Origin of the sequence: Streptomyces sp. R41 (assembly GCF_041053055.1) — a bacterium.
In the GTDB taxonomy this organism is placed as follows: Bacteria; Actinomycetota; Actinomycetes; order Streptomycetales; family Streptomycetaceae; genus Streptomyces.
The window spans coordinates 3,083,683-3,097,277 of record NZ_CP163443.1; the positions used below are offsets into that span (position 1 = coordinate 3,083,683).

12 protein-coding genes are annotated in these 13,595 nt (G+C 67.6%); 2 read left to right on the top strand and 10 right to left on the bottom strand.

The window, feature by feature from the left end:
• Positions 1-77: 77 nt before the first annotated feature.
• The 5 genes from trpD to AB5J53_RS14460 form a co-directional block, all read right to left on the bottom strand.
• Positions 78-1,142 carry an anthranilate phosphoribosyltransferase gene (gene trpD / locus AB5J53_RS14440; protein ID WP_369246041.1) on the bottom strand — a complete coding sequence of 355 codons (1,065 nt, stop codon included), beginning with the start codon at positions 1,140-1,142 and terminating at the stop codon, positions 78-80.
• 140 nt (positions 1,143-1,282) lie between these two features.
• Positions 1,283-2,920, bottom strand: coding sequence for a cytochrome bc complex cytochrome b subunit (locus AB5J53_RS14445; protein ID WP_369246042.1), 1,638 nt, complete (start codon positions 2,918-2,920; stop codon positions 1,283-1,285).
• Positions 2,917-3,981 (bottom strand): Rieske 2Fe-2S domain-containing protein, encoded by a 1,065-nt coding sequence (locus AB5J53_RS14450; RefSeq protein ID WP_369246043.1) that lies wholly within the window; start codon positions 3,979-3,981, stop codon positions 2,917-2,919. Before AB5J53_RS14450 ends, AB5J53_RS14445 begins: the two co-directional genes overlap by 4 nt.
• Positions 3,978-4,787, bottom strand: coding sequence for a c-type cytochrome (locus tag AB5J53_RS14455; RefSeq protein ID WP_369246044.1), 810 nt, complete (start codon positions 4,785-4,787; stop codon positions 3,978-3,980). Before AB5J53_RS14455 ends, AB5J53_RS14450 begins: the two co-directional genes overlap by 4 nt.
• A gap of 63 nt (positions 4,788-4,850) precedes the next feature.
• Positions 4,851-5,471 carry a heme-copper oxidase subunit III gene (locus AB5J53_RS14460; RefSeq protein WP_369246045.1) on the bottom strand — a complete coding sequence of 207 codons (621 nt, stop codon included), beginning with the start codon at positions 5,469-5,471 and terminating at the stop codon, positions 4,851-4,853.
• 178 nt (positions 5,472-5,649) lie between these two features.
• Here AB5J53_RS14460 and AB5J53_RS14465 point away from each other — a divergent pair, with 178 nt between their 5' ends.
• Complete coding sequence (locus AB5J53_RS14465; protein WP_369246046.1) at positions 5,650-6,051, top strand: hypothetical protein; 402 nt, start codon at positions 5,650-5,652, stop codon at positions 6,049-6,051.
• A gap of 122 nt (positions 6,052-6,173) precedes the next feature.
• On the opposite strand, the gene AB5J53_RS14470 is transcribed toward AB5J53_RS14465, so the two are convergent.
• From AB5J53_RS14470 to coxB, 4 genes are all read right to left on the bottom strand, one after another.
• Positions 6,174-7,433: an Ig-like domain-containing protein gene (locus AB5J53_RS14470; RefSeq protein ID WP_369246047.1), complete on the bottom strand. Its 1,260-nt coding sequence runs from the start codon at positions 7,431-7,433 to the stop codon at positions 6,174-6,176.
• A gap of 130 nt (positions 7,434-7,563) precedes the next feature.
• A complete protein-coding gene (locus AB5J53_RS14475) occupies positions 7,564-7,962 on the bottom strand; it encodes a cytochrome c oxidase subunit 4 (protein WP_369246048.1) in 399 nt (132 codons plus the stop codon).
• A complete protein-coding gene (gene ctaD, locus AB5J53_RS14480; RefSeq protein WP_369246049.1) occupies positions 7,959-9,695 on the bottom strand; it encodes a cytochrome c oxidase subunit I in 1,737 nt (578 codons plus the stop codon). Before ctaD ends, AB5J53_RS14475 begins: the two co-directional genes overlap by 4 nt.
• Positions 9,692-10,657 carry a cytochrome c oxidase subunit II gene (coxB, locus tag AB5J53_RS14485; RefSeq protein ID WP_369246050.1) on the bottom strand — a complete coding sequence of 322 codons (966 nt, stop codon included), beginning with the start codon at positions 10,655-10,657 and terminating at the stop codon, positions 9,692-9,694. Before coxB ends, ctaD begins: the two co-directional genes overlap by 4 nt.
• 348 nt (positions 10,658-11,005) lie before the next feature.
• Between coxB and AB5J53_RS14490 the strand changes: the two genes are divergently transcribed.
• Positions 11,006-12,382 carry a cysteine desulfurase/sulfurtransferase TusA family protein gene (locus tag AB5J53_RS14490; RefSeq protein WP_369246051.1) on the top strand — a complete coding sequence of 459 codons (1,377 nt, stop codon included), beginning with the start codon at positions 11,006-11,008 and terminating at the stop codon, positions 12,380-12,382.
• 138 nt (positions 12,383-12,520) lie between these two features.
• Here the strand turns inward: AB5J53_RS14490 and AB5J53_RS14495 are convergent, their stop codons facing one another.
• Positions 12,521-13,495: a carbohydrate kinase family protein gene (locus tag AB5J53_RS14495; protein WP_369246052.1), complete on the bottom strand. Its 975-nt coding sequence runs from the start codon at positions 13,493-13,495 to the stop codon at positions 12,521-12,523.
• Positions 13,496-13,595: the final 100 nt, after the last annotated feature.

Sequence of the window (13,595 nt, forward strand, 5' to 3'; positions counted from 1 at the left end):
GCCCCCAGACCCCCGCTAAAAGATTGCGCAGTTCCCCGCGCCCCTTAAAGGGCGCGGGGAACCGGCGGTCACGCCCGCTACGCGTTGCTGGCCGCCACCCACCGGTCGAGGGTCTTCTTCGCGGCCCCCGAGTCGATGGCGTGCGCCGCCTTCTCCATGCCGGCGCGGAGCTGGTCCGCGAGCGGCCCCTCGCCCGGCGACAGGGCCACGAGCGCCGCCGCCGCGTTGAGCAGCACCGCGTCCCGTACGGGCCCGGTCTCGCCGTTCAGGAGGCGACGGGCGACGTCCGCGTTGTACGACGCGTCGGCGCCGCGCAGGGCCTCCACCGGGACGAGCTCGATGCCGACGTCGCGCGGGTCGAAGCGCTCCTCGGTCACCTTGCCGTCGCGGACGACCCAGACCCTGGAGGTCGACGTGGTGGTCAGTTCGTCGAGGCCGTCGTCGCCGCGGAAGACCAGCGAGGAGTTGCCGCGCTCGGCGAAGACACCCGCCACGATGGGCGCCATGCGCGGATCCGCGACACCCACCGCCTGCGCCCTCACCCGCGCGGGGTTCGTCAGCGGACCGAGGACATTGAACGTCGTCCGGATCCCCAACTGCCCGCGCGCCGCCGCCACATGACGCAGCGCCGGATGGAACTTCACCGCGAAGCAGAAGGTGATCCCGGCCTCCTCGGCCACCTCGACGACCCGCTTCAGGGACAGCTCGAGGTTGACGCCGAGCTTCTCCAGGACGTCCGAGGAGCCGGACGCCGAGGACGCCGCCCGGTTGCCGTGCTTGACGACCTTGGCGCCGGTCCCGGCGACCACGATCGCCGACATGGTGGAGATGTTGACGGTCTTGGCACCGTCGCCGCCCGTACCGACGATGTCGACGGTCGGCCCCGGCACCTCGATCACATTCGCGTGCTCGTACATCGTCCGGACGAGCCCGGTGATCTCCTCGACGGTCTCGCCCTTGGCCCGCAGCGCCACCACGAACCCGGCGATCTGCGCGTCGGTCGCCTCGCCGCGCAGGATGCGGTCCATCGCCCAGGCGGTGTCGTCCGCGCTCTGGTCACGTCCGTCGAGGAGGCCGTTCAGTACCACGGGCCAGGAACGGCCCGCCGCGATGTCGCCTCCAGCGGGGTTCACAGCGCTCATAAGCCGCTCCTGGGTCCGTCCCGGAAAGGGACTCCTGTAGATGGGACCACCCTATCCAGCCGGAGGGACGGCAAAGAGCCCCCGTCCAGGCAATGGACGGGGGCTCTTGCCGTGGCGATCAGTACAGATCGGTCAGCAGATCAGTGGTGGCCGTGGCCGCTCGTGATCTCCTTGTACTCCTCGACCGTGGGCTTGGGGATCTGGTTGTTGTCCCCGTAGTAGCCCTTGCTGAGCTTGGCGCGCAGCCTCTGCGTGCCCTTGACCTTGCGCTCGACACCGTTCTCGTCGACCGTCGGGCCGATCTCGGCCGGCTTGTACTGCTCGTGCGCGGTGAGGGTGTGCAGCGCGTCCTGGCTGAGCGGCTCGTGCACCTCGATGAACTCACCGTGCGGCAGGCGCTTGATGATGCCCGACTCGCGGCCGTGCAGCACCTTGTCCCGGTCGCGGCGCTGGAGGCCGAGGCAGATCCGCTTGGTGGCGATGAAGACGAGCACCGGCACGACGAAGAACGCGATCCGGACGAACCAGGTGATCGAGTTGATCGACAGGTGGAAGTGCGTGGCCCAGAGGTCATTGCCACCACCGACGAGCAGAACGAAGTACCAGCTGATCCAGGCGGCACCGAACGCGGTCCGGGTCGGGACGTTGCGCGGGCGGTCCAGGATGTGGTGCTCGCGCTTGTCGCCGGTGACCCAGGACTCGATGAACGGGTAGACCGCGATCGAGACCAGGACCAGCGGGAAGATCACCAGCGGGATGAACACACCCAGGACGAGCGTGTGACCCCAGACGTTGACCTCCCAGCCCGGCATGACACGGATCAGGCCCTCGGAGAAGCCCATGTACCAGTCGGGCTGGGCGCCCGTGGAGACCTGGTCCGGACGGTAGGGGCCGATGGCCCAGATCGGGTTGATCGAGGCGATCGCCGCGATGGCCGCGATGACACCGAAGACCAGGAAGAAGAAGCCTCCGGCCTTGGCCATGTAGACCGGCAGCAGCGGCATGCCGACGACGTTGTTGTTCGTCTTTCCGGGGCCCGCGAACTGCGTGTGCTTGTGGTAGAAGACCAGGATCAGGTGGCCGACGACCAGGCCGAGCATGATGCCCGGCAGCAGCAGGACGTGCACCGAGTAGAAGCGGGCCACGAAGTCGCCGCCCGGGAACTCGCCGCCGAAGAGGAAGAACGACAGGTACGTGCCCACGATCGGCACGGACAGGACCGCGCCCTCCATGAAGCGGACACCGGTGCCGGACAGCAGGTCGTCCGGGAGCGAGTAACCGGTGAAGCCGGTGAACATGCCCAGGACGAACAGCAGGAAGCCGAACACCCAGTTGACCTCACGCGGCTTGCGGAACGCACCCGTGAAGAACACGCGCATCATGTGCACGAACATGCCGGCGAGGAAGATCAGCGCCGCCCAGTGGTGGATCTGCCGGATCAGCAGACCACCGCGCACATCGAAGGAGATGTGCAGGGTCGAGTTGAACGCCTCGGACATCAGCTGTCCCTGCAGCGGGACGTAGCTGCCGTGGTACACCACCTCGTTCATCGACGGGTGGAAGAACAGCGTCAGATACACACCCGTGAGGATGATGATGATGAAGCTGTAGAGGCAGACCTCACCCAACATGAACGACCAGTGGTCGGGGAAGATCTTGCGCATGTTGGCCTTGGCCAGGGAGTAGATCCCCAGGCGGCCGTCGGCCCAGTCGGCCACCCGCTCACCGGCGGGCGCCTTCTCGCGCGAGCGCGAGTCGGAGGTGGTGGTAGTGCTCATCCGCGCTCCCAGAATGCAGGACCGACGGGCTCTTCGAAGTCGCCGAGCGCCTCGAGGTAGCCCTCGTCGTTCACGCCGATGCGCAACTGCGGCAGAGCGTGACCGGCCGGGCCGAAGATGACTCGGGCACCGTCGGAGAGGTCGAAGGTGGACTGGTGGCACGGGCAGAGGACGTGGTGCGTCTGCTGCTCGTACAGGGAGATCGGGCAACCGACGTGGGTGCAGATCTTCGAGTAGGCCACGATGCCCTGGTAGGACCACTCGAGTTCCTGCTTGTCCTTGATGTTGTCCGGCTGCAGCCGGACGATCATCAGGGCCGCCTTGGCGATCTCCTTCTGGAAGTCCTCGTCGTGCTCCTCCAAGCCCTCGGGCTTGACGAAGGTGAGCGAACCGACGGCGACGTCCGAGGGACGCAGCGGCTCGTTCGTGTTCATGTTGACGAGCAGCTTGCCCTTGGACCAGAGCGTGTGGCGCAGCTTCGTGCCGGGCAGCGGACCGAGGTCGCGCAGCAGCATGACGCCGGAGAGCGGGAACAGGGCCAGCGCGCCGAACATCGTGTTGCGGATCAGCTTGCGGCGGCCGAGCGCGGACTCCTTGGCGCCCTGCTTGAAGTCGGCCAGGACCTTGGCCTTGACCTCGGGCTCCGCCTCGATCGGGTGACGCTCGTCGGCGATCTCCATGTCGGACATCAGGGTGCGGGCCCAGTGGACCGCGCCCGCGCCGATCGCGAACAGCGCGATGCCGAGGGTCATGCCCAGCGCGAAGTTCAGCGCGCTGATGTGCCCGAGCGGGAAGACGTAGATCGACTTGTCGTTCGGGATCGCCACGTACGAGGCGATGAAGGCGACGGTCGCCAGCATCGACAGCGTGAACAGCATGGCGACCATGCGCTCGGACCGCTTGGCGGCCCGCTCGTCGATGTCCTGGACACGGTGCTCATGGGGCGGCAGCCCCGGGTCCGCGAACGGGTTGGTCTCGTCCGCGACGGCTACCGCGTGACCGTGCTCGTCGGTGGCCCGCTCAGCGGGCACGTTCTCTTCTGGAATCTCTTGGCTACTCATGACTTCTTGGCCTTTGCGGTCCGAGCGGCGACCCAGACGGCGACGGCGACCAGGGTGCCGAGACCGAAGATCCAGCCGAAGAGGCCTTCACTGACCGGCCCGAGGCCGCCCAGTTCGAGACCGCCGGGGCTCTCGGTGTCGTCACCGTTGACCGCGTCGAGGTACGCGATGATGTCCTGCTTGTTCTTCGTCGACAGCGTGGTGTCGGGGAAGGACGGCATGTTCTGCGGGCCGGTCTGCATGGCCTCGTAGATGTGCTTCGGGTCGACACCCTCAAGGTCCGGCGCGAACTTGCCGTGCGTCAACGCACCGCCCTTGCCGGTGAAGTTGTGGCACTGCGCGCAGTTGGTGCGGAAGAGTTCGCCACCCTTGGCGACGTCCGCGCCCTCGGGGCTGACCTGGCTCTTCGTCGGGATCGACGGACCGGCGCCGAGCGAGCCGATGTACGCCGCGAGCAGGTCGATCTCGGCCTGCGAGTAGATGACCTTCTTCTTCGGGATCTGCGCGCCCGGCTGCTGGGCCGGCATGCGGCCGGTTCCGACCTGGAAGTCGACCGCGGCGGCGCCGACGCCCACGAGGCTCGGACCGTCGGAGGTGCCCTGACCGCCGGTGCCGTGGCAGCTGGCGCAGCCGACGGCGTAGAGCTTCTTGCCCTCGTCGATGGCGAGGGACTGGGCGGTTTCATCGGCCTGCGCCTTGCTCGCGGGTGCGAACGCGGCGTACAGCCCCCCGGTGGCCGCCAGCGCGAGGAGTAGGACGACGACCGCCGCCAGCGGATGGCGTCGTCGTGCGGAGAGCTTTTTCACGGATTACCCCGGTGTCAGGATCTTCTGCGTCGATGCTTCTGGATGTTTCGGGCGTGGGCCCGATTACTTGATCATGTAGATCGTGGCGAAGAGGCCGATCCAGACGACATCGACGAAGTGCCAGTAGTAGGACACGACGATGGCGGCGGTCGCCTGCTCATGGGTGAACCTCCGGGCCGCGTAGGTGCGGCCGAGGACGAACAGGAAGGCGATGAGGCCGCCCGTCACGTGCAGTCCGTGGAAGCCGGTGGTCAGGTAGAACACCGAGCCGTACGGGTCGGAGGAGAGCGAGAGCCCGTCCTTCTTGACCAGTTCGGTGTACTCGAAGACCTGACCGCCGATGAAGATCGCACCCATGATGAAGGTGACTGTGAACCACATCCGGAGCTTCTTCACGTCCCCGCGCTCGGCGGCGAACACGCCGAGCTGGCAGGTCAGGGAGGAGAGCACCAGGATCGTGGTGTTCGTCGCCGAGAACGGGAAGTTCAGGCTGGACGCCATTTCCTTCCAGTGTTCTGGCCCGGTCACCGATCGCAGGGTGAAGTACATCGCGAAGAGGGCCGCGAAGAACATCAGCTCGGAACTCAGCCAGATGATGGTTCCGACGCTGGTGAGGTTCGGCCGATTGACCGACGGGTGCGCGTGCCCGGTTTCTACTGTCGTTGCTGTCGCCACGACCGACATTATGTCGGTCGCTTATCCCGCCCTCACCCCGGGGGGTGCCGTTCGGAGTGTTGACGGGGTCTGTCCAGCCCGTATGGCCCATCGAAGCCCTGTCCGAACCGGTGTTGACGAGGTGTTCAAGGGAGTAGCATCCGCGCCATCGGTACCAGTGGTTCCCGACCAAAGACGCGGAGGAACAATGCAGCCGACCGCCACGGTGCTCGTCTACAGCGACGACTCCAACACCCGCGAACAGGTGCGGCTGGCGACCGGGCGCAGGCCCGCTCCGGACGTTCCCACCGTCGAGTTCATCGAGTGCGCGACTCCCGGCGCCGTCATCAAGGAGCTGGACAAGGGCGGGATCGACGTCTGTGTGCTGGACGGCGAGGCAGTGCCCTTGGGCGGCATGGGGGTGTGCCGGCAGATCAAGGACGAGGTCTTCAACTGTCCGCCCGTGCTGGTGCTCATCGGTCGGCCCCAGGACGCCTGGCTGGCCACGTGGAGCCGTGCGGATGCGGCAGTGACGCTGCCGGTGGACCCGGTGGAGTTCGCGGCTGCTCTGGCCTCCCTGCTGCGTCGTAAGGCTCTTTTGGGTGCCTGAGGGCTCGGGCCCGTATGTGGTCCCGCGACTGCGAGCAGTATCCGGCTGGTCGCGCGCGTGTGGCGGAGCCCCACATGTCACAGCCCCGCGCCCCTTTCGGGGCGCGGTGGCGCGTGCCTGCCTCACACTGACTCGGGGCGCAGTCTGGCCCTGTCCTGCGGGGTCGGGCCCTCGGGAGTCCCGCCCACCAGGGCGCTGCCCTGGCGCCAGGTCTTCCAGTTGAGGTTCCAGTCGCCGAAGCCGTTGTCGAACGGGGCCATCGTGTCTCCGTTGGAGTTCTGGACCTTCACGATGTCGCCCTGGCGCACGTTGTTGAAGAACCACTCGGCGTTTCCGGTGCTCATCCCGGTGCAGCCGTGGCTGACGTTGGAATACCCCTGGTCGCCCACCGACCAGGGCGCCGCGTGCACGTACTCGCCGCTCCAGGTGACACGGGTCGCGTAGTACACGGGCAGGTCGTAGGAGTCCGCGCTGCCCTCGGCGATGCCGACGGTGGTCCCGCGCATCCGTACGAAGTACTGCTTCTCCAGGACGACCTTGACGCCGTTGCGGGTCTCGTAGCCGGGCTTGCCGGTGGTGACGGGGATCGTCTTGATCGCCTGGCCGTCGCGGTAGACCGTCATGGAGTGCGCGGAGGCGTCCGTGACGGCGATGAGGCGCTCGCCCGTGGTGAGCTGCAGGGACTTGGCGTTACCGCCCCAGAGACGGTCGGCGATCTTGATGCCCGCGAGGTTGCTGTGCGCCTGGATGGTGGCGTTCGTGGGCCAGTAGTCCTTGGGGCGGTAGTGCAGCGTCTTGTCGTTCACCCAGTGCCAGGCGCCCTCCACAGCGGGCACCGAGTCGACCTTGAGGGCGCGCTCGACGATCGTGCGGGCGGCCTTGTCCTTGACGGGGACGCTGAGTTCGGCGGTGACGGGCTGGCCGACGCCGTACTTGCCGGCCCCGGGCCCGAACTTCACGTCCAGCTGCTTCTTCGTCTTGGGTGTGGTGGTGTCGAAGTCGAGGACCTTGCGGCCGGGGGCGCCGCTTCCGTCCTCGGTGCTCACGCGCACCGTGTAATGGGCCCCTGCGGCCAGCGGCGAGGTGCTGTGCCAGCGGCTGCCGTCGGCGGCGAGTTCGCCCACGACGTAGCGGCCCGAGGCGTCCGTGGCCGTGACGTCGGTGATACGCCCGTCTTCGGTCAGGGCGATGATTTCCAGGGGCTTGTCGGGGTCGACCTTCTGGTTGCCGCTGCTGCCGTTGAAGGAGATCAGTCCCGCCGCGTCGTACGGCTTCGCCGAGAGCGGGTGGTCGTCTCCGCCGCAGGCGGTGACGCCCACGCCGAGGGCGACCACCAGCGTGGTGCAGCTGACGACCGTGCGGATGCGCGGTGAGTGGTTCATGGTTCCACGCTATGAAGGCCCGTCAACTAAGGCACGGTGAGTCACCCGTGTGACGTACATGACGTGTGGCAAACGAGGGAGCCCGGACACTCCTGGCGGAGTATCCGGGCTCCCGGGTGTTTCGCGCGTGCTACTGAGTGCGGTTCTCACCGTGGTAGTACTCGAAGACCCAGCCCCACAGGCCGATCACGATGATCGGGGCCGAGAAGTACAGCAGCCACCAGCCGAAGACGACGCCCAGGAAGGCGAGCGCCCCACCGACGCCGAGCGCGAGCGGCTGCCAGCTGTGCGGGCTGAAGAAGCCCACCTCGCCGGCCTCGTCGGCGACGTCCGCGTCCTTGTTGTCCTGTGCCAGCGCGTCGACCCGCCGGGCCGTGAAGGCCAGGTAGTAGCCGATCATCACGCTCAGCCCGAAGGCGAGGAAGAGCGCCGTCGTACCGGCCGGCTCCTTCGACCACACGCCATAGACGATCGCCATGACGAGGATGAAGGCAGCGAGCCAGAGGAACATCTTGCCTTGGACCTTCACTTGCCGGCCTCCTTGCCACCAGCCAGAGCCGACGTCCCGTGACCGGCGTTCTCGAGCTGGTCGAGAGCGGCGATCTCCGGGTGGTGCAGGTCGAACGCCGGGGATTCACTGCGAATCCGCGGCAGGGTGAGGAAGTTGTGCCGCGGCGGCGGGCACGAGGTGGCCCACTCCAGCGAACGGCCGTAGCCCCACGGGTCGTCGACGCCGACCGGCTTGCCGTACTTGGCCGTCTTCCACACGTTGTAGAGGAACGGCAGGATCGACAGGCCGAGCAGGAACGAGCTGATCGTCGAGATCGTGTTCAGCGCGGTGAAGCCGTCGGCCGCGAGGTAGTCCGCGTACCGACGCGGCATGCCCTCCGCGCCCAGCCAGTGCTGGACGAGGAACGTGCCGTGGAAGCCCACGAACAGCGTCCAGAAGGTGATCTTGCCGAGGCGCTCGTCGAGCATCTTGCCCGTCATCTTCGGCCACCAGAAGTGGAAGCCGGAGAACATCGCGAACACCACGGTGCCGAAGACCACGTAGTGGAAGTGCGCCACCACGAAGTACGAGTCCGAGACGTGGAAGTCCATCGGCGGCGAGGCCAGGATGACACCGGTCAGACCACCGAACGTGAAGGTGATCAGGAAGCCGGTGGCCCAGAGCATCGGGGTCTCGAAACTCAAGGACCCCTTCCACATCGTTCCGATCCAGTTGAAGAACTTCACACCCGTTGGCACGGCGATGAGGAACGTCATGAAGGAGAAGAACGGCAGCAACACACCGCCGGTGACGTACATGTGGTGGGCCCACACGGTCACGGACAGACCGGCGATGGAGATGGTGGCCGCGATGAGGCCCATGTAGCCGAACATCGGCTTGCGTGAGAACACTGGGATGACTTCGGAAATGATTCCGAAGAATGGCAGGGCGATGATGTACACCTCTGGATGGCCGAAGAACCAGAAGAGGTGTTGCCAGAGCAATGCCCCGCCATTTGCCGCGTCGAAGATGTGGGCGCCGAACTTGCGGTCCGCCTCCAGGGCGAACAGCGCCGCCGCCAGAACGGGGAAGGCCAGCAGCACCAGCACCGCGGTGAGCAGCACGTTCCACACGAAGATCGGCATGCGGAACATCGTCATGCCGGGAGCGCGCATGCAGATGATGGTGGTGATGAAGTTGACCGCGCCGAGGATGGTGCCGAAGCCCGAGAAGGCCAGACCCATGATCCACATGTCGGCGCCGATGCCCGGCGAGCGGACCGCGTCCGACAGCGGCGAGTACGCGAACCAGCCGAAGTCGGCCGCGCCCTGCGGGGTGAGGAAGCCACCCACCGCGATGGTCGAGCCGAACAGGTAGAGCCAGTAGGCGAACATGTTCAGCCGCGGGAACGCCACGTCGGGCGCACCGATCTGCAGCGGCATGATCCAGTTCGTGAAGCCGGCGAACAGCGGCGTCGCGAACATCAGCAGCATGATCGTGCCGTGCATCGTGAACGCCTGGTTGAACTGCTCGTTCGACATGATCTGCAGACCCGGTCGGGCGAGTTCGGCGCGCATGAGGAGCGCCATGACGCCACCGATCATGAAGAACGCGAACGACGTGACCAGATACAGCGTGCCGATCGTCTTGTGGTCAGTGGTGGTGAGCCACTTGATCACGACGTTGCCGGGCTGCTTGCGCCGTACCGGCAGCTCGTTCTCGTACGAGTCTTCGGCTTCGGCGGCACCCTGGGGTTCGTTGAGGATGCTCACAGGTTGTTCGTCTCCCGGTTCTTCTCGTGGCCCGTCTGCTCAATGCCGGCCGGGACGTAACCGGTCTGACCCTTCGCCGCGAGCTCCTTGAGGTGGGCCTCGTAGCGCTCGGGGGAGACGACCTTCACGTTGAAGAGCATCCGGGAGTGGTCGACGCCGCAGAGTTCGGCGCACTTGCCCAGGAAGGTGCCCTCCCTGTTGGGGGTCACCTGGAAGGAGTTGGTGTGGCCCGGGATGACGTCCTGCTTCATGAGGAACGGCACCACCCAGAAGGAGTGGATGACGTCACGAGAAGTGAGAACGAAGCGGACCGTCTTGCCCTTGGGAAGCCACAGGGTCGGACCGGGGTTACCCGTCTGCGGGTTCCGCGTGCCGGGTGTGCCGACGTCGTAGACACCGCCGGCGTTCGCCGGGAAGTCCTTCTTGAACCGGTCCGGAATGGCGGCCAGGTTCGGGTTGATCTTGGCGTTCCCGGTGGAACCGGGGACGTCCGCGATGTAGTTGAAGCCCCAGCTCCACTGGAAGCCGACCACGTTGACCGTGACGTCGGGCTTCGGGGAGAGACTGAGGAGCTTCGTCTCGTCGCGGGCGGTGAAGTAGAACAGCACCGAGACGATGATGAGCGGGACCACCGTGTACAGCGCCTCGATGGGCATGTTGTACCGGGTCTGCGGAGGAACCTCGACCTTGGTGCGGCTGCGCCGGTGGAACATGGTCGCCCACAGGATCAGGCCCCACACCAGCACGCCGACGGCGAGCGCGGCCGCCCAGGACCCCTGCCACAGCGAGAGGATCCGCGGAGCCTCTTCCGTGACCGGGGTGGGCATACCAAGGCGGGGGAAGTCTTCCCAGTTGTACGAGCAACCGGTGGCTGTCGCCAGGACCAGGCCCGCAGTCATTGCCTGCAGCAGCTTCCGCCGCATCGGGCGCCGCGGCGAGCGGTCGGAGCCGTTGGGACTCACGTAGCGCCTTCCCGAGAGTCTCGCCCGCGCTACTGGCTGCGGCCTTCTCGCTGGTCGGTCGCCGCCCTGCGTCGGGCAGGGGTTTGGATGTTTATGCGGACCAAACCCTACTGGACGCTATTTGGGGTCGCGCGGGGAGGGTGCCCAACGCGCCGCCAGGCACCCCGAAGGGGTGGAATGCCCGGCTCCGGGTGCCTTCTGACGGGGGGTTGGGGCGCCTGGCAGCCCGGGGGGCGCGGCGAACACGGCGACTGCGGGTCGTCTGTGGTCGATCGCGCTCACGCGGCGGAGCCGTACATGTCACAGCCCCGCGCCCCTTATGGGGCCCGGAGGATTTAGCGTTGCTGTGTGGTCTACTTCGATGCCGCTTCTGGCGCTCCCCTTCATTCCGTTGCCCGGCAGGCTCTGCAGGCCTCGTTCGAGGAGGGATGGGCCGATCCCGCGCGGCTGTACCGGGAGGGGCGACGGGCGCGGTTGCTGCTCGACGCGGCGCGGGAGGCGGCGGCCGAGGCGGTGGGGTGCCGGGTGGACGAGCTGGTCTTCACCACGTCGGGGACGCGGGCGGTGCACGCCGGGATCGAGGGCGCTCTGGCCGGTCGGCGCCGCGTCGGACGCCACCTGATCGTGTCAGCGGTCGAACATTCGTCGGTGCTGCATTCGGCGGACGTCCATGAGGCGGCGGGCGGATCGGTGACACAGGTCCCGGTCGACCGTGCGGGCCGGGTGTCCCCTTCCGCGTATGCGGACGCCCTGCGCCCCGACACCGCCCTCGCCTGCCTCCAGTCCGCCAACCACGAGGTGGGCACGGAGCAGCCGGTGGCCGCGGTGGCCGAGACCTGCCGGGCGGCGGGCGTGCCCCTGCTGGTGGACGCGGCGCAGTCGCTGGGCTGGGGGCCGGTCGAGGGCGACTGGTCCCTGTTGACGGCGAGTGCCCATAAATGGGGTGGCCCGTCGGGGGTCGGGCTGCTCGTCGTACGCAAAGGAGTGCGGTTCGCTCCCCAAGGGCCCGCGGACGAGCGGGAGTCGGGGCGGGCCGCCGGCTTCGAGAACATCCCGGCGATCGTGGCCGCGGCGGCTTCGCTGCGGGCGGTGCGGGCGGAGGCGGCCCAGGAGGCGGTACGGCTGCGGGAGCTGACGGAGCGGATCCGGGCGCGGGTACCGCAGGTGGTGCCGGACGTGGAGGTGGTGGGCGATCCGGCCCATCGGCTGCCCGGCATCGTCACCTTCTCCTGTCTCTATGTCGACGGAGAGGCTCTGCTCCACGAGTTGGACGCAGAGGGTTACTCCGTCTCGTCCGGATCGTCCTGTACGAGCAGCACGCTGACGCCGAGCCATGTGCTCAAGGCGATGGGTGTGCTGAGCGAGGGGAACGTACGGGTGTCGCTGCCGCTCGGGACGGCGGAGGCGGACGTCGAGCGGTTCCTGTCGGTCCTTCCGGGGGCCGTGACGGGAGTGCGGGAGAAGCTCGGCGCACCGTCGCCCGCGACGGCGGTGCGCGAGGACGTCCTCGTCGTGGACGCCCTCGGCAAACGCTGCCCGATCCCCGTGATCGAGCTGGCGAAGGTCATCGGTGACGTGCCGGTGGGCGGCTCGGTGCGGGTCCTCTCGGACGACGAGGCGGCACGGCTCGACATCCCCGCGTGGTGCGAGATGCGGGGGCAGGAGTACGTCGGGGAGGAGCCGACGGACCGGGGCTCGGCCTATGTCGTCCGCCGGGTGACGTAACCGGGGGCGCCGCGGCGCGGCGCCCCCGAAGGTGCGGGGCCGTATCGATGTGCGGCTCCGCCGCGTGGGTGCGACCAGCCCCCGCGGACCCGCGGCCGACGGCGGCCCCGCAGGGACAGACGCATGGTCCCGGCAGGATCAGGCCAGGTGCTCCTGGACCTCCGCCGCGGCCTCATGGCCGTACGCCTTGGTGAAGCGGTCCATGAAGTGGGCGCGGCGCAGCTGGTACTCCTGGGTGCCGACCGTCTCGATGACCAGCGTGGCGAGCATGCAGCCGACCTGGGCGGCGCGCTCCAGCGGGACGCCCCAGGCGAGGCCGGAGAGGAAGCCCGCGCGGAACGCGTCGCCGACGCCCGTGGGGTCGGCCTTGCGCTCCTCCTCCGGGCAGCCGACCTCGATGGGCTCCTCGCCCGCCTGTTCGATACGCACACCCTGCGCGCCGAGGGTCGTCACACGGTGGCCGACCTTGCCCAGGATCTCCTCGTCCGTCCAGCCGGTCTTGGACTCGATGAGCCCCTTCTCGTACTCGTTCGAGAAGAGGTACGTCGCTCCGTCCAGCAGTATCCGGATCTCGTCGCCGTTCATCCGGGCGATCTGCTGCGAGAAGTCGGCGGCGAACGGAATCGTGCGGGAGCGGCACTCCTCGGTGTGGCGGAGCATCGCCTCGGGGTCGTCCGCGCCGATCAGGACCAGGTCGAGACCGCCGACCCGGTCCGAGACGGCCTTCAGCTCGATGAGGCGGGCCTCGCTCATCGCGCCCGTGTAGAAGGAGCCGATCTGGTTGTGGTCGGCGTCGGTGGTGCACACGAAGCGCGCGGTGTGCAGCACCTCGGAGATGCGGACCGAGTCGGTGTCGACGCCGTGGCGGTCGAGCCAGGCGCGGTACTCGTCGAAGTCGGAACCCGCCGCACCGACCAGGATCGGCCGGGTGCCGAGCTGGCCCATGCCGAAGGCGATGTTCGCGCCGACCCCGCCCCGGCGCACGTCGAGGTTGTCGACCAGGAAGGAGAGGGAGACCGTGTGCAGCTGATCCGCGACCAGCTGGTCGGCGAATCGGCCGGGGAAGGTCATGAGGTGGTCGGTGGCGATGGAGCCGGTGACTGCGATACGCACGGCTAGGACACGCTCCTGCGAGGGGAGGGGATTGACAGTTCACGCTACCCGGTCCGTGGGCGCCTGCTGAAGCGGGCAAAACTACCCGATAGTAGATCTT